The organism is Candidatus Nitrosopumilus sp. bin_32a (assembly GCF_054095935.1).
In genome coordinates this window covers 84,920-102,551 of sequence record NZ_JBSWSN010000006.1, presented here as the reverse complement: position 1 = coordinate 102,551, position 17,632 = coordinate 84,920, and the positions used below count along the sequence as shown (strand labels likewise).

Annotated in this window: 27 protein-coding genes; 18 read left to right on the top strand and 9 right to left on the bottom strand. The window is 31.2% G+C overall.

Annotation, left to right across the window (positions count from 1 at the left end; translation table 11 throughout):
* The first annotated feature begins 734 nt into the window (after window positions 1-734).
* Window positions 735-1,358 (top strand): hypothetical protein, encoded by a 624-nt coding sequence (locus tag ACW9XH_RS08100; RefSeq protein WP_457760152.1) that lies wholly within the window; start codon window positions 735-737, stop codon window positions 1,356-1,358.
* Window positions 1,359-1,468: 110 nt separating this feature from the next.
* Here the strand turns inward: ACW9XH_RS08100 and ACW9XH_RS08095 are convergent, their stop codons facing one another.
* A complete protein-coding gene (locus tag ACW9XH_RS08095) occupies window positions 1,469-2,059 on the bottom strand; it encodes a hypothetical protein (RefSeq protein ID WP_457760151.1) in 591 nt (196 codons plus the stop codon).
* Between the two features lie 238 nt (window positions 2,060-2,297).
* Between ACW9XH_RS08095 and ACW9XH_RS08090 the strand changes: the two genes are divergently transcribed.
* Genes ACW9XH_RS08090 through ACW9XH_RS08080 form a run of 3 tightly spaced genes read left to right on the top strand, consistent with a single transcriptional unit; the run spans window position 2,298 to window position 3,308 of the window.
* The gene (locus tag ACW9XH_RS08090; RefSeq protein WP_457760150.1) at window positions 2,298-2,492 is read left to right on the top strand and encodes a hypothetical protein; all 195 of its coding nucleotides are present in this window, start codon (window positions 2,298-2,300) and stop codon (window positions 2,490-2,492) included.
* Between the two features lie 41 nt (window positions 2,493-2,533).
* Window positions 2,534-3,121 (top strand): hypothetical protein, encoded by a 588-nt coding sequence (locus tag ACW9XH_RS08085; RefSeq protein WP_457760149.1) that lies wholly within the window; start codon window positions 2,534-2,536, stop codon window positions 3,119-3,121.
* Between the two features lie 40 nt (window positions 3,122-3,161).
* Window positions 3,162-3,308, top strand: a complete 147-nt coding sequence (locus ACW9XH_RS08080; protein ID WP_457760148.1) for a hypothetical protein — start codon at window positions 3,162-3,164, stop codon at window positions 3,306-3,308.
* On the opposite strand, the gene ACW9XH_RS08075 is transcribed toward ACW9XH_RS08080, so the two are convergent.
* Window positions 3,305-3,856 (bottom strand): hypothetical protein, encoded by a 552-nt coding sequence (locus tag ACW9XH_RS08075; RefSeq protein ID WP_457760147.1) that lies wholly within the window; start codon window positions 3,854-3,856, stop codon window positions 3,305-3,307. The genes ACW9XH_RS08080 and ACW9XH_RS08075 overlap by 4 nt on opposite strands.
* 40 nt (window positions 3,857-3,896) lie before the next feature.
* Between ACW9XH_RS08075 and ACW9XH_RS08070 the strand changes: the two genes are divergently transcribed.
* Window positions 3,897-4,634, top strand: coding sequence for a PD-(D/E)XK nuclease family protein (locus ACW9XH_RS08070; protein WP_457760146.1), 738 nt, complete (start codon window positions 3,897-3,899; stop codon window positions 4,632-4,634).
* Between the two features lie 25 nt (window positions 4,635-4,659).
* Here ACW9XH_RS08070 and ACW9XH_RS08065 read toward each other — a convergent pair whose 3' ends face one another.
* Together ACW9XH_RS08065 and ACW9XH_RS08060 are read right to left on the bottom strand one after the other, a co-directional pair.
* Window positions 4,660-4,986, bottom strand: a complete 327-nt coding sequence (locus tag ACW9XH_RS08065; RefSeq protein ID WP_457760145.1) for a hypothetical protein — start codon at window positions 4,984-4,986, stop codon at window positions 4,660-4,662.
* Between the two features lie 346 nt (window positions 4,987-5,332).
* Complete coding sequence (locus ACW9XH_RS08060) at window positions 5,333-5,704, bottom strand: hypothetical protein (protein ID WP_457760144.1); 372 nt, start codon at window positions 5,702-5,704, stop codon at window positions 5,333-5,335.
* Between the two features lie 134 nt (window positions 5,705-5,838).
* Here ACW9XH_RS08060 and ACW9XH_RS08055 point away from each other — a divergent pair, with 134 nt between their 5' ends.
* Window positions 5,839-6,117, top strand: a complete 279-nt coding sequence (locus tag ACW9XH_RS08055; protein ID WP_457760143.1) for a hypothetical protein — start codon at window positions 5,839-5,841, stop codon at window positions 6,115-6,117.
* On the opposite strand, the gene ACW9XH_RS08050 is transcribed toward ACW9XH_RS08055, so the two are convergent.
* Window positions 6,114-6,857 (bottom strand): HFX_2341 family transcriptional regulator domain-containing protein, encoded by a 744-nt coding sequence (locus ACW9XH_RS08050; protein WP_457760142.1) that lies wholly within the window; start codon window positions 6,855-6,857, stop codon window positions 6,114-6,116. The genes ACW9XH_RS08055 and ACW9XH_RS08050 overlap by 4 nt on opposite strands.
* Window positions 6,858-6,922: 65 nt before the next feature.
* Between ACW9XH_RS08050 and ACW9XH_RS08045 the strand changes: the two genes are divergently transcribed.
* The 12 genes from ACW9XH_RS08045 (at window position 6,923) to ACW9XH_RS07990 (ending at window position 13,409) form a co-directional block, all read left to right on the top strand.
* Window positions 6,923-7,348, top strand: coding sequence for a PIN domain-containing protein (locus tag ACW9XH_RS08045; protein ID WP_457760141.1), 426 nt, complete (start codon window positions 6,923-6,925; stop codon window positions 7,346-7,348).
* Between the two features lie 188 nt (window positions 7,349-7,536).
* Complete coding sequence (locus ACW9XH_RS08040) at window positions 7,537-7,710, top strand: hypothetical protein (protein ID WP_457760140.1); 174 nt, start codon at window positions 7,537-7,539, stop codon at window positions 7,708-7,710.
* Window positions 7,711-7,818: 108 nt separating this feature from the next.
* Window positions 7,819-8,043: a hypothetical protein gene (locus tag ACW9XH_RS08035; protein WP_457760139.1), complete on the top strand. Its 225-nt coding sequence runs from the start codon at window positions 7,819-7,821 to the stop codon at window positions 8,041-8,043.
* Complete coding sequence (locus ACW9XH_RS08030; RefSeq protein ID WP_457760138.1) at window positions 8,040-8,297, top strand: hypothetical protein; 258 nt, start codon at window positions 8,040-8,042, stop codon at window positions 8,295-8,297. The genes ACW9XH_RS08035 and ACW9XH_RS08030 overlap by 4 nt, the downstream gene beginning before the upstream one ends.
* A complete protein-coding gene (locus ACW9XH_RS08025) occupies window positions 8,294-8,491 on the top strand; it encodes a hypothetical protein (RefSeq protein ID WP_457760137.1) in 198 nt (65 codons plus the stop codon). Before ACW9XH_RS08030 ends, ACW9XH_RS08025 begins: the two co-directional genes overlap by 4 nt.
* On the top strand, window positions 8,488-8,964 hold the full coding sequence (locus ACW9XH_RS08020) for a hypothetical protein (protein ID WP_457760136.1): 477 nt from the start codon (window positions 8,488-8,490) through the stop codon (window positions 8,962-8,964). The genes ACW9XH_RS08025 and ACW9XH_RS08020 overlap by 4 nt, the downstream gene beginning before the upstream one ends.
* On the top strand, window positions 8,957-9,298 hold the full coding sequence (locus ACW9XH_RS08015; RefSeq protein WP_457760135.1) for a hypothetical protein: 342 nt from the start codon (window positions 8,957-8,959) through the stop codon (window positions 9,296-9,298). The genes ACW9XH_RS08020 and ACW9XH_RS08015 overlap by 8 nt, the downstream gene beginning before the upstream one ends.
* Window positions 9,298-9,627: a DUF7220 family protein gene (locus ACW9XH_RS08010; protein ID WP_457760134.1), complete on the top strand. Its 330-nt coding sequence runs from the start codon at window positions 9,298-9,300 to the stop codon at window positions 9,625-9,627. Before ACW9XH_RS08015 ends, ACW9XH_RS08010 begins: the two co-directional genes overlap by 1 nt.
* On the top strand, window positions 9,624-10,214 hold the full coding sequence (locus tag ACW9XH_RS08005; RefSeq protein WP_457760133.1) for a hypothetical protein: 591 nt from the start codon (window positions 9,624-9,626) through the stop codon (window positions 10,212-10,214). Before ACW9XH_RS08010 ends, ACW9XH_RS08005 begins: the two co-directional genes overlap by 4 nt.
* A complete protein-coding gene (locus ACW9XH_RS08000; protein WP_457760132.1) occupies window positions 10,211-10,522 on the top strand; it encodes a hypothetical protein in 312 nt (103 codons plus the stop codon). The genes ACW9XH_RS08005 and ACW9XH_RS08000 overlap by 4 nt, the downstream gene beginning before the upstream one ends.
* Before the next feature lie 34 nt (window positions 10,523-10,556).
* Window positions 10,557-12,038: an MBL fold metallo-hydrolase gene (locus ACW9XH_RS07995; protein WP_457760131.1), complete on the top strand. Its 1,482-nt coding sequence runs from the start codon at window positions 10,557-10,559 to the stop codon at window positions 12,036-12,038.
* Between the two features lie 42 nt (window positions 12,039-12,080).
* Window positions 12,081-13,409, top strand: a complete 1,329-nt coding sequence (locus ACW9XH_RS07990; protein WP_457760130.1) for a hypothetical protein — start codon at window positions 12,081-12,083, stop codon at window positions 13,407-13,409.
* Window positions 13,410-13,421: 12 nt separating this feature from the next.
* Here the strand turns inward: ACW9XH_RS07990 and ACW9XH_RS07985 are convergent, their stop codons facing one another.
* From ACW9XH_RS07985 to ACW9XH_RS07970, 4 genes are read right to left on the bottom strand one after another with little or no spacing between them, the layout of a single operon-like run.
* Window positions 13,422-14,792, bottom strand: coding sequence for a hypothetical protein (locus ACW9XH_RS07985; protein ID WP_457760129.1), 1,371 nt, complete (start codon window positions 14,790-14,792; stop codon window positions 13,422-13,424).
* Complete coding sequence (locus ACW9XH_RS07980; RefSeq protein WP_457760128.1) at window positions 14,789-15,886, bottom strand: hypothetical protein; 1,098 nt, start codon at window positions 15,884-15,886, stop codon at window positions 14,789-14,791. Before ACW9XH_RS07980 ends, ACW9XH_RS07985 begins: the two co-directional genes overlap by 4 nt.
* Window positions 15,879-16,676: a hypothetical protein gene (locus tag ACW9XH_RS07975; protein WP_457760127.1), complete on the bottom strand. Its 798-nt coding sequence runs from the start codon at window positions 16,674-16,676 to the stop codon at window positions 15,879-15,881. Before ACW9XH_RS07975 ends, ACW9XH_RS07980 begins: the two co-directional genes overlap by 8 nt.
* A gap of 8 nt (window positions 16,677-16,684) precedes the next feature.
* Window positions 16,685-17,620, bottom strand: a complete 936-nt coding sequence (locus ACW9XH_RS07970; RefSeq protein WP_457760126.1) for a ParB/RepB/Spo0J family partition protein — start codon at window positions 17,618-17,620, stop codon at window positions 16,685-16,687.
* Window positions 17,621-17,632 lie beyond the last annotated feature (12 nt).

Sequence of the window (17,632 nt, the reverse complement as noted above, 5' to 3'; positions counted from 1 at the left end):
ACTACACTGTAATTGGATAGTGTCAGACATTATTTTCCTTTGAAATTCTCCCCATCATTGCATTTTAGATGAATCGTACTAGTATCTCGAACAACCTGTTTTATGATGTCCGCTATCTCTTTTGACAATAAGATTTTTGAAAATGAGTAATTGTCATGCTCAAGGAAGGCTGTAGCAGTCATTGACCACAGTAAAACAAAATTGGATAAAACAAATGTGCAATAATTTTCTGTAACTTACAAAAATTTCATAATCTATATAGAAATCAGAAATAAAATATTTTTCATACGTCATTGTAAATCATTAGGAGGGATTTTTTATCATATTTTTCAAGAAACTAAATCAGAATGCACATAATCTTCTCCTGTGGATGTAAAATAAAGGATCATGATGGGGCATTGGTAAAAGAGTGTCAATCCCACAGGGAAGCAAATTTTACAAAATAAAAAGAAAAGAGAGAATCCATAGAGGCCTAAACCATTTTTGGGAAAAGAATTAGTTCCTTGCAGGATTCAATTAATCACATTAGTACCCTGTCAAAACCATTCAGGTTCGATGTGAGTTACTAATAGATCTAGTTTCAATTTAGAGACTTGAACTGATCAGATAATTCCCTAATTGGTTTTTGTGGAATGGCCCACGGGGATTCACCTACCATTTTGGGGATGGAAATGGACGCAGATAGGTATGAAAACTAGAAAACTTTCATACCAGTCAAACCAACAAGGTTTCAAATGATCCAAAATAGTCCAGATGATTCACAGCTTAGGAATATGTGGCATGACATATGTAATTGGAAATCAGAATCTAAAGAGAACAAAAAATCATGGAATCCAATGGAGCCATTAGAGTGGGATATTTTCAAAAAAGATCCTCCAGAAGAAGAAACTGAAGAAACTGCCAACATATTCTGCTACATGGAGCCATATTGGAAAATATCAATAGATGAAGACAATAACGAATTCAGATTTCAATCCATCAAAGTCTTTAACATTATGCTGAAAACTCATTCATGGGTTCAAGAACGTGGTAAAAATTCTCAAGGATTAAGACATGAACGTGGTCATTTTGATTTAAATCAATATTTTGTAATGGATTTTAATAAAAAATCTCAAATATTTTTAGAGCAAACTCTCCCCATCCCATCAGGCGATTTGTCTTTAAAAGAACGTGCTGATGACGCGGCTATGGTCTATGCTATGCGTTTCTATTATCCAATAAATGAAGAAAGAATATCATTTCAAAAAAAGTGCTATGAAGTTGAAACAGAACATGGAACCAATATCATTGAACAAAAAAAATGGGAAGAAAAGATAACAGATATGATTTCTAGTCATAACACCAACATGATGGTCTAATGAAAGTTGGCTACGCATGAAAGTAAATTATTTTGTGTTTAATTCAAATTTCAGGATTTAAAAATTCAACATCTATGATGAACATCGACTATTAAATTTAATTCTAGAATTTATTTCAATATGGTGTCTGGATTAATATAGTTAAATTTTTGATATTTCACAACGGATAAAATACTGTATCCAATAAAGATTGTTAAAATGATGAATGCTGTTAGATGAAATTCTGTAACATTATTTGCATCAATTTTTGAAATTTCATATGTGATTAAACCAATTGGAATTCCCAATATTACTGCAAATCCTGATATTAAAGATGCACGTAACATACGAGTTTTATTTACACTGAGATTATTTTTGTGATCATATGTTTCAATTAATTTAATTATTGTTTTTAATGTTGGATTTCCGCCAATCCAATATTTTTCAATTTGTCCTCGTATTAATCCCCATTTTGAAAGATATCCATATGCAAGTAACGATGTAACAAAAAACTGTGTTACAATCATGAAAGTTCCTATTGATAATGCTAGTCTCATAATTGCTGGATATTGAAATTCTATACTTAATCCAAAATATGCTGCTAAGGAAGCTAGTACTATTGTTAAAGACCAATTTGTGACTGTATCTTTTTTTCCATGAGATAATTGAAATTCTGATGACAGTTTTGAATAATATTCTTTTAACTGATTTTCATCCATCATAATCCTATTTTCTATTCATTATTATTTATTTAATAAAAACAGTTTTGACTCTTACTCAAAATCTAAGTATTGTATTCCTTGAATGAAAGAATCATCATCAATTTATCCTTCTGCCCACCATCATGCATTGTTTTTAATAAATATTGGAAATTTCACATTTAGTTATCAAGGGAATATGGATCATTTTACAGAACTTCGTTACGAATTAGTTAAATATCATATTTTGGCTAATTAGGGAATGGTAAAAGGGGAAATCGAAAAAGCTGCAGAAGAAATGATTGTTATGAAATGTGGGTCATGTGGACATACCAAAGCACATCATAACCACATTGTTAAAGGAAAATCAATCATCTCAAGCTGTAATCTATGCACTACATGCAAACAATTCAAAGTAACACCAAAAGATAAATTCAAAGGGTTAATTAGAAAATAAAATTTAGATAAAATTATTTTTAGTTCGGAAAAACGCCCTCTTTGGTCACAGGCCAAGACACTTCTAAAATAACATTAATTTTATCACATAGTATGACTATCAAAGATTTAGCAAATTTAATTTCAAAAAAGAACATCATTGATACAGAAATTTCTAAAATAATTGGAAGACCTGTGGAAAAAGGGCATGTAGGAGAATACATTGCATCTCAAATTTTTGATATTGAACTAAGTGATTCTGCAACAAACAAAGGAAGTGACGGTTACTTTAGAACAGGAAATTTATCAAACAAACAAGTTAATGTCAAATTTTATGGAAAACGTGAAGGTTTCCTTGATGTAAACACCACTACATCTCCTCCGGATTATTATCTTGTACTAACTGGACCTTTTTCTCCTGCTGCATCATCAAAAGGTTCTTCACGTCCTTGGATAATTGAATCAGTTTTTCTGTTTGAACATGAGAAATTAATTGAGATTTTAAAGAGTAGAGGAGTCAAAATAGGAATCGCCACCAGTGTTTCTAAGAAAAATTGGGAACAAGCAGAACTCTATCCTCATAACACAAATAATTCTATGATTTTAACTCATGATCAGAAAGAAGCATTGTCTCTTTTTAACAAGAATTAATGAATAGGACTTTTTTTATGGTTGAAAATCAAACAACAGTATGGGAACAGAAGAAATTCCTCACATAGATAAAGTAAATGAAACTCTGAATATTCTTCTATCTGAAGTAAGACTACTAAATCAAACAATGCAAGGAATCAGTACAAAATTAGATCAAATTGCCAATAGTACACATCGAATTCCTTAATTTTCAGGTTTTAACAAAAATACATATACATTTCTAATTTTTCCATTTTTGTCAGGTTGTTTCTCTAAAATAACATCCTCAACAGTTACCTCGCCAACATATTGGTGGTCACTATTAGCATTATGTTGCCAAAAAAGATAAACCACATAATTATGCTCTAAAGAATTTTTTAGCAATTCATTGTCTCCAGTGAGAGTTTGATCACCTATCAGTCCTTTCCCTACATAACGATAAATCCCAGTTTCTTCATCATATCTATCCAAGTAGATGTTTGTTTGATTCAATTTTAGAACATGTGCATTTCTAAACAGAACAATAATTTCCAATTCATTTTGAGGGTTTATTCCAGTCATCAAGCCAAGATGAAGTCTATTTCGAATTTCCTTTTGAACATAATACTCATTTCTTACATATGGGAATGATTCGTTATCAGAAAAGATAATTTTTGATGTAATTTTTTCATCAGAATTGTAATCATCACATTTTTTACACTTTAACCCATTAGATGTTTGAAATAACTTTGAATTGCAATTAAGACAAAATTTCATACAAGTTTATTTTCTCACATTCATTATTAATGAATACGATTTGATCAAAATTAACAAAGATGATGATATCACATTGCTTACTGCATCTGTTACTGATTTTGCAGATTCTTTAGGATACTGTGAATACAAAATTCCTTTGTCCATCAAAGGAGTAAGACCAAAACCCTCACAAGCACTAATCCAAGGGACAAAGGCTCACCATGCAGAAGAAAAGTATGAAGCAGAACACGTAGAACTAGAACCAGTATCAATTGAACAAATAGAAGACAAACAAGAAGATATCGAGTTTGCACGTGAAAACATCTACTCTACACTAAATGTTCCATTTGAGTTTCCATCAGAGAATGTTCTTGTTTCATTGTCAGGCAGAATAGACAAAATCCTACGAATTGATGAGACTCTAATAGTTCAAGATGACAAATTTGCAGGAAGACCTCAGATTTATGATTCTAAAACCCAGCCTTATCCAAGCCAACTATTACAGGTTTTAGCGTATTTGAATTCCAGTTTTTCTGCTAAAAGAAGCAGGAATCCTGAGGATTTTTTTGAAATGCCTCATACTGAAAAAAAATGGCAAATTAGAATTTGTAATAGGAAAACTAGAGAGCCATACAAGGTATTCTCAGAGGTACAAGATGCATTTTCACTTCACTATCTACATACGTCATTGCAGAAATTTGCAACCATATCATTGGGGATAAACGAGCCTAAACATCACAATAGTGTAAACAAGTGTAACGCTTGCAATTTGAAATCATTTTGTGATTATAAAATATAAAAAAATAAAATCTAAGCTAAAGATATCAGAATAGTTTCTGTAAATTTAGTTTGATTTTTTCTAGAATTGTTTTTTCGGGTAAGAGTTGGAAATTTGCACGATACAATCCATTTTGAATTTTTTCGCACTTGCCTTGCTGTACAAGTTCAGACAATATCGTAGAAATATTTGATATTTCAATGTCAGCATCTTGTAGAAAAATATTCAAAGTTATAGTTTTGAATTGTTTTTCAGGCTCAGAATTTAAAATCTCGAGGATTTTATTCTTAGCTTCAACCCGTTTTGAAATAGGAACTGTATCATGTCCAATTTCTTTTGCTTTCTCAATTAGCTCTTTTATGTTGTCGTCCATGAATAATTATTTTTTACATTGCATATAACATCTTACAAGCTGTCGAGTGATTTCTAGTATTTCTTTTGATCACAACAATTTCTTTTTCCACTTTTTGTCTTATCGAAACTAGTAGCAACCAAACATTACGGAAATACTATTCCACAATTATAACAATTGTAACACAGCCACTTTGGTGCATTTTTATTTTTGTAATAATCATTAATGTCTTCAGATAAGATAATTTGTTTTTTACAAATCAATTCTTTAATTTCATATTTCTCATTATCATTATTATCAAAAATAAAACGTACAGAATTTGAGTTACATCTTGGACACAAATACTCTACTCCTGGAGAGTAGTATGTCAGTTATTTAATTCTCCTTTTGGAGTCGGAACAAGAAATTCTTTTGCAGTGCCATAACAGTTTGAAACTAGGGATTGCATATTTGCAATATTTTCTAATGTTCTGACTTTTTTTACAAGGTCTACTTCTTGCTCATAGAGTTTCCAAAACTCAGATTCTACTTTTTCTAAATTCTTTATTCTCTTTGTGTATTGAGGCCACATGCCATGTCTTAGAAGCAAATGTTTTACTTCCTCACAGCTTAGATTCTCTATTGTTTCTGGTTGTCCATCACAAACCAGAAATTTGTTTGCAGCAACTAGTTCATCATTATGATCAAAATATGATTGGACTACGTATGCTGCATTTTTGGTTTTATTGCTTTCAGACATGACACAATAGTATGCTACCATGGTATTTAGCGGTTTAACTATACTTAATATTATTAATTATATTATTAGTATAACTTAACTTCTATGCATAAAATTTAGAAAACTTTAATCCATAATTCAATGAGAAAATACCGTTGTCTGATCTAGAGTTTCTAATAGATGAAAATGTTTTAGGAATTGACAAATTTCTGGATGCATTTGATATAAAATATAAAAAAATTGGAGGTACGAACTGTCCTAATTTGGGGTCAGATGATACAGCAGTAGCCAAATTTGCACAAAAAGAAAATCTTGTTGTGATAACAAATGATGATGGTTTAACCAAGCAATGTGAGTTATTTGATGTAAAGTATGTTTTTAGTGATTTGCGAGATTTTGCAAAAAAAGTCAAGGCATATGTCGATGCCAATTAAATTAAAAATTCTGAAGCATTCTTTCCTTCTTCAGTGATTTCGATCCAATGATTCCTTCCAATTTTTTCAACACTAATGAATTCCCATTCCTTTAAAGGTTGAATAATATTTTTATCCAGACTTGCATATCTTGCCATTGAATGATTTTTCTCTTTTGCATTAATTGTGATTAGTTCTTTTTCTTCAGATAATACAGCCATCTCTTTTTTTGTCAGTTTTCCATTGTGTTCAGTTATTATTTGCAATGCAGATACCAGTTTTTGATCAGGTGTCTTTATAGAATATGGTGGAACATTGACTATTTCCTTAATTCCAGTGGAGAGTGGTTTTTTCGCATCAAACCCAGGATAGTTTGCAGCCTCTACATAATACGGATGAACTGAATCATCATCATTAAACATCATACATGCCATCATTGTTCCAATTGCCTGAATCTTACTACCAGATGCTAGATTCACATAGATTTCATTGCCCTTTTCTTTGTCCATGATATTTTTTACTGCACGAATAATTTTGAATAAATCTCGTCTATCATGATACTCTTCTTTGATCTCAATGTGTAATTTTTCTAGTTGTGTGGTAATTTTTGTTACAAATGGCCCTGCCTTGTCATCACTTTTGTTTTCATGTAGTAACAACCAAACCCTATCTGCTCTTTCTTGTTTGGCTGAAAGAACAATTCTATCTATCTCATACCCTACAGGGGCAATATGTACACGTAATTTTGCTATTTTAGCCATAACAGTATGCTAAGTATGCATAGTATTGACATGCTATATAATAATTTCTGAGCCCAAAATACTCTATGAAACAAGTACAAATCCAAAAAATAGCATTAGACTCTTGTGTCGTAATAGACATTTTAGAGAAACCTAAAGTTGCCTCTGGACTCAAAGCCCGTCTTAGAGGTAAATCAATTTCCATAGTACTATGTGATGTAGTATTACAAGAAGTTCAAAGAGTTAGAGGATTATCTCCAAAGATAGTCATTGAGAAAATCTCTAAAATTCTTGGCAGACCAATAGAACTCTCAGAGATTGACGAGCAAAACAAAACAACTGCAAATGAAATAACAAATCAATTTCAAATTTGTCATAACGGAGATAATAAAATCTTGAGTCTATGTCAAGCAAAAGACTTTGTTTTGGTAACATTTGATAGAATGCTTCTCAAGACTTGTGAGTTACTTGGAGTTGCAGGATTTCATCCTTCAATGGTAGGGGGAATTTAAAATGAAACCTGCAATGTATCCAAGAATAATTCGAGAGTTTGAAGATGAAAGAGATGAGCCAATGATTTATGGAGATAGATCATGACCATTTTATTTAGATTAAAAAATTCTACATATCAAGATAGCATTGCATTGTCTTTTGCAAATCTAAAAGAAAAGTTAGATAAACATGAAATGGAGGAATCAAAATGAAAATTACAAGAATTCTTCCAAAATCAATTGCAATTTCATTTCAAAAACATTCAATTGAAAAAAATGAAACAGAACTAAAATGCTATCGTGCACGTGTATTTACTTTGGAGCAGTTAATCCAAGAAGGCTATGACGAATTAACAAGGTTGAGGGGATACAATTGGAAGTAATTACAGAAATTACTCAATCACATTATGAAGTGTTTATAATTTTAGGAATTATTGTTACATGTATTGTTGTAATTTTCAATATTAAAAAAATGAGGGGTAATTGATTAGATGACCAAAAAGGAATTGATTGTTACTATTCTTGAAAAAATTAACATGGACAATATCAACAAAGGAATTGATCTTTTCAATAAAACCGTACAAGATTTTGGAAAATCTATGGATACAATGACTAGGGAATTATCAGAAGATATCGAAAAATCAAACAAAGAATCTGAGGCTAGAGAGAAGAAAAACAAGGAAAATCTAGATAAAATTTGGGGAAAAAGAAATTGAATTGTCCCAAGTGTAAGAAAACATGGATTGCAGAAATTCTCTGGGGATATCCTGCAGATATGGAATCAATTGAGGATGAACTAGAGAGAAAAGAGATAGTTCTAGGAGGCTGTCTAATTACTGAACGTGATCCTCAATGGGAATGTAATTCATGTCATCACAAGTGGGGCGAGGCAAAACATAATGAATCAGACAAAATAGATTCTTTTGATTATGACAAAGGATTCAATCTTGATGAGGTGTATGACCAATGAATACAATTCAAAAAGTTGTATTTTGGATATTTACTATTGCACTAGGTTTTGTAAATCCATTAATTAGTGTCGGATTGGTAATTTTGTATTATTTACCTGGAATAATTCAAGACATGTGTAAACCATGCAAAGAAAATCAAAATAATTCTGAAATGAATTCATTTTCTGATGATGTAATGGAGGAGATGAAATGATGGAACAATGGAGTAGAGAAGAAATCATGAAAGGTCTAAGAGAATTAGTTACAGAAATTACTTATTTAGACTGGGATGATGTTGATGGTAAGATTGGAGGTGTCTATACTAATACCGAAGACGCTTGTATTTACAAAGATATTCCACCATTTAATCATGATTTAGAATATGGTGAAATGCTGGTATCTGAAGCCACACGCATAATTCCAAATCACAGCGGAATGAAAGTAAAAGAGATGTACATCTATGGAATACATCGAGGGATTTACAGTTGGCTTGAGGAAAGAGGATGGTATCCTGAATGGCATGATCGTGTTACATTACTTTTCTGGAAACGCACTGAAGACTCTGATGAGGAGATTATTGAGAATTTTAAAAATTATCAAATCTATCTTGATACACATGAAATAGATGGTATTGAAGGCGAGGTATTAGAAAAGTTGAAAGAAAGATTTGAGGAAAAAAATGATTAAAAACAACATAGAATCTATTTCAAGAAAAAGAAACATTGCAAAAGAAACACTATACAAAAAAATGGAAGGATATCAAAACAAATGGAAAGAAACAAACGAATTATTGGAATGCTATAAACAACAATTCCTCCCCTTATGGGAAGCATACAAAACAAATCCCGCCTATATTGAAGAGAAATTTTTTGTTTGTTGTGAAAATTTGTATAATTTCATTTACCAAGAGGAAAAAATGAGAAAAGAATTTGAAAAAAACTACAAGCCATTTTATGACAAATTCCAAAAATTAGAGAAAGAATATCGTCAGATGAAATCTAAACAAAAGGAGAAATTCTAATGTCGAAAATCACCCCCACAGATTCTCATAGAAAGAGTTTGTCCGAAGCATTTGTCAATTCATTTGGCGGTTATCCTATAGGATATGGGCTTGGAATAGTAGTTTTACCATTATCCATGGGATGGATTCAAGAAGACCCACTAGTTGCTAACTTGGCGATTACTTTTGTCTATGCATCAGTTTCTTTTGCTAGAAGTTATTTTCTGAGAAGAGTCTTTGAAAAGTTTGGAATTGATGATAATTTTATTAGACTAGGAATTAATAGTATTAAAAAAATAAAATTAAGAATATCATCTTTATTTGCCAGTATGGAGAAAGATGAATTATGAAAAAAATGGTCAAGAATTTTTGGTCATTAAATGTAGATGAAGCATTAGTTGCTAACTGGTTAAAACAAAAAGATACGTTAGGATCAAATTATGAAGTTTTTTTTCCAATTAATACACAATTAGAATATGTAGATTTGATAGTGTTTAACAAAAAAAATAAAAAAACAACTACAATCCAAGTAAAATCATCCCAAATCTATCTTGAAAAAAATGGAAATTATTGGGTAAGCGGGCATCGATTTGAAAAGGAGAAAATAAATTCAAAGAAGGTTGATTTTTTTATTTTTACAAGTTATTATCCTAAAACTTTAGAAAAAGATCAAACAACTAGAGGCATTGCAGAACACTATGTTGTGTTTACAGCGAAAGAGTTAGAAAAATATGTTGAAAAATATAAAGATGTAAAAATGATAAAAACGGGAAAAATAGGATTTAGTTTCTACATTGAATCACAAAATAACAAAAATGAATTGTATGAAGATTGGCAAATAAAAAATAAATATACAGAAAATAATTATGAGGAACTTAAACCAATTTGTAATGTGCTAGATAATTTCAATAAAATCAAACAAGAGTTAAAATCATGACTAATTTTGATGAAATTAAATTTGAGGAATTTTGGAGTCAATTATCCAAACTGCTACTAGAAAGGCATGATTTTGAAACAATTGATCAAAATAAAAAATTTGAAGCAAGGAACTCAATTCAAGCTATTGCCATTACTCCAGAATCATCAGGAGAAAAAAGAACTGTAAAACATGAAGAGTTTGTATCGGTATGGAGATTAGCAAGAACATTACCAAAAGACCAATTCCTAAAACCATCAAATTACACAAATGTTACTCGGAATTCTTCATACATTGTAACGTTAATGAAAATAATTTTGGAGCAATAATTGTTCTTTTATACACAATCAAGGGCATGAAAATATGACAAACATTACTTTTCACGGTGGAGTAAATGACATTGGGGGAAACAAATTCCTCGTGGAAAGCAAGGGAACAAAGATTTTCATGGATTTTGGCATGTCTTTTTCTCAAGAAGGGCAATTTTTCTCACAATTTCTAGGACCTCGTACATCAAACAGTCTCAATGACCTCTTTGAATTAGGAATTTTGCCCAAAATTAAGGGACTTTACAGACGTGACTATGCAAAGCATATGGGTTTTGGAGGAGATGAGGATACTGAAATTGATGCAGTACTTCTAACTCATGCTCATGTTGACCATTGTGCATACATTCCATATCTTCGAGAGGATATTCCAATTTACTGTTCTGAAGAATCAAAACTGATCATGCAAAACTTTGATGAGACAGGTTCAGACCAATACCATACTGCAAAACAAAGATTTCAAATTTATGAAAATAACAAGGGACAAATTTCCAGAGCATCAGGGGACAAAGTTGCAGTTCCAAGAAGAATTGAAGTATTTGAATCAGGAAAAAAATTCAACATCGATTCAATTGGAGTAGAACCATTACCCGTAGACCATTCAATTCCTGGAGTTCATGCATTCATTCTCAATACTCCTGATGGTACAATTGGAAATACTGCAGATTTGCGATTCCATGGAAGACGCAAAGATGATACTGAAAGGTTTGTTCAGAGATGTGCCGAATCTGATTTGGATGTTTTACTATGTGAGGGAACTAGAGTTGATGCACCGCCATCAATTACAGAGTATGATGTTGAAGGAAAGATTTCCGATATTGTAAATAATACCAAAGGTTTGGCAATTGTTGGTTATCCAATTAGAGATTTAGATAGACTGTTATCATTTTACATTGCAGCAAAAAACACTAATCGTGATTTGGTAATTGATATGAAACAAGCATATCTTTTAAAATTATTTAATGAATCTCCAAACCTGAAAGGAAAATATCCTGGACCCACTGATCAAAATATCAAAATATACATTCAGAGAGGCTCGTGGGGATTAATTGATAAAGACATTGACATATTTTCAAAAAAACAATTGTTGTCTGATTATGGATTATGGCAAAGAGAATTCTTAGATTATCCTAATGCTATAGACTATAGAGACATTCAGAAAAAGCAAAATCAATACATCTTTTATTGTTCTGACTTTAGATTACAGGATTTAATTGATGTAAAGCCTACTGAAGGCTCTACATACATTCGCTCATTGACAGAGCCATTTAACACAGAGATGGAAATCAAAGAAGACCAGGTCAAAAACTGGTTTGTGCACTTTGGTGTGCTCAAAAGAGAGCAAGATTGGCATCAAATTCATGTTTCGGGGCACGGAGATGGGGAGCAAATCAAGTATGTTGTAGAAAACACTAATGCCAAATATTTGATTCCAATTCATACTGTAAAGGACGAATATCATAAGAAATGGCATTCAAATGTAACTTCGGTGAGTCAGCATGGCACTGTAAAATTATAATTAAAAGAAGAGATATTTGGGTTTGAAGTATATGAGCAAGGAATGGAAAAGGAAAATAGAACATGCAAAGAGATTTGTAAAAAATTCATTGTAAAAAAACCTCCAGGAGGTAGTCGATATGGTGCAGGTCAAGGACGGTGTCAAACATGCGATGTTTGGATAGATCATAGAGGAGCACATATGAAAGACGGATCTCCCGCAGCAATAGATTCCGTAGGATGGTTTTGTGATTGTTGTAATTATAGAATTAGACAAAAACCACGAAATAAAATTTACAAAGAAAAATTAAGAGATAAATCAGACAATTTAGAAAATATAGAAGAAGAAAATGTATTAATAGATCAAACAGAAAAAAACTTAAACTCTGAAAATCCTACAGATTGGTTAAAAGCAGCAAATGAAATTAAAAAGCAACTAAAATTTAATACGTGTACTCAATGTGAAAAAAATAATCATTGTGGGGGACAAGGTTCTAGATGTAATTGTAAATGTGTAACAGTAACAATTGGTGATAAAAATAACAAGGTAAATGAGAAAAAGGAAGTTAAGAAAATAAAAAAACAAGTAGATTATGGTAATGTGATTGAATCAACTAAAGAAAATGAAGGCAACATTAAATTTTTTAAAGGAATACACGATACAAAAAATAATATTAAAAATGATTACAATATAGAAAATGAATGTCAATTACTAATTAAAAATTATAAAAAACGTACAAGTATTTCTCAACACAATATAGGATTAATGGAAGATATGATTGAAGCATATGCTCAGATTGGATCTTTAAGGAAACTTTGTCAAGAAACAGAATTAGATATTTTTATTGTTAGAAATGGTTTCAGGAATCTTTCAAGAGTTCCAACTGAATTGAGAGAATTGGTGATTGATGACAAATTAATTGCCGACCCAATTTTGGCATCTGAAATTGCAGTTTATGCAACAGACTATTTTGAATGGGATCAAGAAGAAGATAATACAAATGAGGTAATCATATTTGCAAAAAAGATTGCCCAAAAGTTCAAAGAAACTCTTGAATTAAGAAGTGAATTTTTTGCAACAAAAGATGACTACAGTAAACCAATTAGTGCCTCATCTAAAAAAAATAATGAACTTAATGCAATTCTTGAAGATTGGCCAGTTAAGAAAAGCAAGTATGAATTTAATAGATTTACAGACAGAACAGGGCGACAATATAATTTTATTGTAAAATTTTCAAAAGACCTAGATGCTGCAAGATTTCTTAGACGATGGGAATATGAGAAAGGACGTAGAATTTCAAAAAGATGGGCATCAGAAATGATTGATCAAATAAAAAATCAAGGAAATGCAAAAGAATTTGTCAAAGATCATTCAAATGAATTTAATGACTAATGAATGGTTAAATTAGTTAAAAGGCCCACTTGTTTGTATTGAAAAAGGTTCCAATCGGGTTCTATTAATCAAACCCAAATCTAATTCATTTAAAACATAATCACGAAGAGTATCATCCTTTTTTATTTTACCTTCAGATTTTAATTCCTTTTTAGAAATATTTTTAGAGAGATTAAGAAATTTTCTTATGGCTATACGAATTATTCTTTCCAATTCCAGTACATCATTTGTAATGTCAAAATTGTTTTCCTTCCTTCCATGCAGTATATCATTTCGTAATTTGTAAGTATTTTTTATAAAATTCCAGCATAACTCTTGATCATTTTCATCAAGGCCCACCATCATTGCACAACGGTTGGAAATTTTCAAGGATGTTTCACCTGCAGAACTAAACAAACACTCCAATGCAACATTGAGATCTACAATTTTATCAATTGAGTCATTTCTAATTATGTTTGAAGAAAATCTATCTATTGCTACTTGAATAAATGACCAATCTTTTTTCTCTAAATCAACATTACAAAATTCACGATAGAACACTTTTAATTTGTTAAATGAGGTGGATGTTAATTTAAGCGTATTAGGACCTAACACGACATCTTGGATATTCAAAATTTTTGAGGCATTATTCATCCAAGGGGAATAGTTTTTGTAAATAGGACCAATTTTTAAATCCCCTTTATCAAAAAGATATGCAGCTTTAAGGAATTTATCAAATTTCTGATTAGCAATTTCGTCTTCCTCCTTGGTATTGTTTTTAAAATCAACGCTAACTTCTAACACGTAGCTTAATTTTCTAAGTTCGCCAGAAACTCCTCGATTATCTCCGACCAGGCTTTCTTTGACAATTTTAAATCGATCACCATTTATTTTTACAAGTTTGATTTCACCTAATTCTTTTTCTATATTCTTAGAACCAAAGGATAATCGAAATAATGGAGTGAAATAAGGAACTTGAAGAATTTCGGAATCTAAAAAATTTATGAAGCTTTTGATAGTTTTTTTAAAAATAGAATCTACAAATTTAAAATCATCTGCATTCTTAACATAATTTTCTATAAAAGAATGAACTAGGATTTCGGCAGATAGTCCTCTTTTTGAAAATATCTTCGTGTTAGGATATCCCGATACAATGTCTACAGCATCATTAAAATCGTTGATTTTTTCTATTTCTTGTTTAATTTCGGGCCGTGAGAAAAATTCTTCAAAGTTATTTTTTTTTACTATGGACTCTTTAAAAAATTTATTATCATCATTTTTAAATTCATAACATTTTTCAGATTTCTGCTTGAATGGTTGTTTTAAATTAATTTCATTGAGTTTTTCAAGAGAATCTTCTACTACATAAGTCAAAAAATTTTTTAGCTGTGTTTCTCTTGTCATGGTTTACAATTTTCCATATAACAAGCAATTCCAAATTCTTTACTTATTGCATTTGCAAGTGATTTTGAATCTTCAGAATTAGCTCTCGTTCCATCCACAATGACCAATTTTGGATCGATCATTTTTACATATTTTAAAATATTGCCATAATCTGCATGTGCAGCTAAACAAGCATAAATTTTTCCATTTTTGTCGCTCCAAAACGGACCATTTGTTTTATAGTTTGGATTAACATCTGCTTGTATTATTTGGGCACGTTCTTGTTGCATTGAACCTTGACCTGGCCTTGCAAATCGTATGTATGGCTTTTTTTCATCATGATATAATTCATTTAGTCTGCTATTTGTTGAAACTTCAATTTCTCTAATCTTTTCATCATAAGTGTACTTTATTGCATTAGTTAAATCAACATCATTTTGTTCTGCCAAAAATGGAATATCTTCTGCAATAAATTCTCCATTTTCTGTTTTTTCCAATTGAGCCATAATATCTTGCATTGTGCCTCGATTAGCTAGAATTTCTACGGGACGGTTATTCTCAATTTGTTCACAAACCGTATCGAAAATTCTTCTCATTATAGATTCCTTATCCGTGTTAAAATCATAAAGAGGAACTCCATGAGTACCATCCAATACAAGAACATCTGCTTTCGGAGTAGGAATTTCAGGAAATGAGAAATCTCCAGAGTAGAGAATTTTTTCACCTGTATTTTCCATTGTAACTAATACTTGAGAAGAACCTGAAACATGATTTGCATTGATTAATTCTATTATTTCTCCAGTAGTGGTTGTAAATGGTAAATTGTACGATAATTTCTGAATGGCTGGCCGTTCTGGAAATTTTTGTAGTGCTTTAAGTGCCCTGTAGGTAGGTTCCGTCAGCAATATGTTATGACAATTTCTCAAAGCACTCATAAAATTCCAAGTGTGATCGTCATGAAAATGTGTAAAAACAGCAGTGGTTTTTCCAGAAACATACCCATCACAAACTATGGAATTACCAAGTAAAATTGCTTGATCTTCAGGTATCCCATTTTCTGTTCTCATACTCATCGGATCACAATGAATCTTTGCCAATGTACGTAAATCAGTCATTTTGAATTTCATCCATTAAAATTTGATTAAAGAATGCAGTGACAGGTATTTTTTTTGATTTCCATTCGTTTTCCAATTCCTTGAAATTATTTTCATCTAATGTTATCCAAACCAAATCATTTTTTGTGATGGAAACATACTTTATCATATCTTTTTTTATCTTTTTTTCCAACAATTTTCTCAATAAATCGGAAGGTTGAATTTTCTCATCAGATATTTTTTTCTTGAATTTTTCAAGGAAAGTATCTTCAGGAGTAATTCCAATTTTCCAAAATAGTTCCATTACAGGTTTAATTTTCATAACATGTTCAATAATATCTCCAATAGGTGTTTCAGGAGAATTACGTTTTCGATTTAAAATATCCTTTACATCGTCTTTGCGAATTGGTTTGTCCGTCTCTAAACTTTCAAGAATTGTATTTAAAAAAATATCCTGTTCATCAGGATTAGACAGTTTTGCAATATCGCACCCAATAGTCATTGCAATTTTTCCATCTTTCGATATTCCCCATCCAAGCATGTACACATTTCTTCTAGACAAATTTTGTAGTTTTTCAAATAATTTGATTTGAGTAGTATCGGTTGGTTTTTTTATTGTTGATTTTTTAAGTTTTTTTCCTAGCCCTACCCTTTTTGATAATTGTTGCAATGAATCGCCTGTTTCTTTTTTGAGTCTCAAAAGATGATCTGAAACTTCAATAGGCGTAAACGGTCTATTGGGATCATGCGTTCCTATACTTAACAAAAGATCGGAGTAAGTATCCAAATCATCTAAAAGTTTTTCAACCATTTTAGAAATTATTCTTCTGAAGAATGTCCTTCTCTACGATCTAATCCTTCTTGAATAATATCTGATGCCTCTTCGCCTGGATCATGTCCACTTCTTTCAGCTGCAGATTCTAAACGAATAGCAGTTTTTGCATCAAGAACTATAGAGAATTTTTTAGGAGACATAATTTTTAGAGATTCTTCCTCTATCTTTGCTAATGATTCTTTAGGGTTTTCTTCAGCTGCTTGTTTTAATTTTTTATATTCTTCCTGAGAGTTCTTTTTCTTTTCTCCCAATTTCATTGCAAGATCATATACTTTTTGTTCAGGAATTTCACTATCTTTGGACCATGCTAATGCATCTGCAGCTTCTACAGCTAAATTCACAGCTGTTTTAGGAGTTTTATGAATTGAACCTAAATTTTCCTGAATAAATTTTGGTAACCTTGCAAATTTGACATATCTGTTTACTAAAATATCTGAAATCCCTGTCATTTTTGCAACAATCTTTGGATCATTGTATTTTTTAAAAAGTGTATCACATGCATCTATAATATCCGTCATAGTATAGGGAAGTTGAGTTAATCCTTCTCCAAGTGAAATTGCTTTTGCATCAACTTCATCATCTGGAGCTTCTCTCACATGACAAGGGATTTTATCCCAACCTTCACCGGGATTTTCTTTATTTAATTTTTTAAATGCAGTCCATCTTCGTTGACCAGCTAAAATTTCATATTGGTTTTTGTAACTTTTTCTACTTTCATATAATGGATGTTCATCCTCAAGATCATTTACGGCAAAAACAACAATGGGTTCTAGCAACCCATGTTTTCCAATATGTTCTGCAAGAATGGATAATTCTTCTTCATCAGTAGCATTTTCAACTCGAACATTACTTAAACCGACATACAATTTATCAAGTTCAATATAATCAAATTTTTTGAATTTATTAGAATTAGATGGCAACTTTATTTTAAT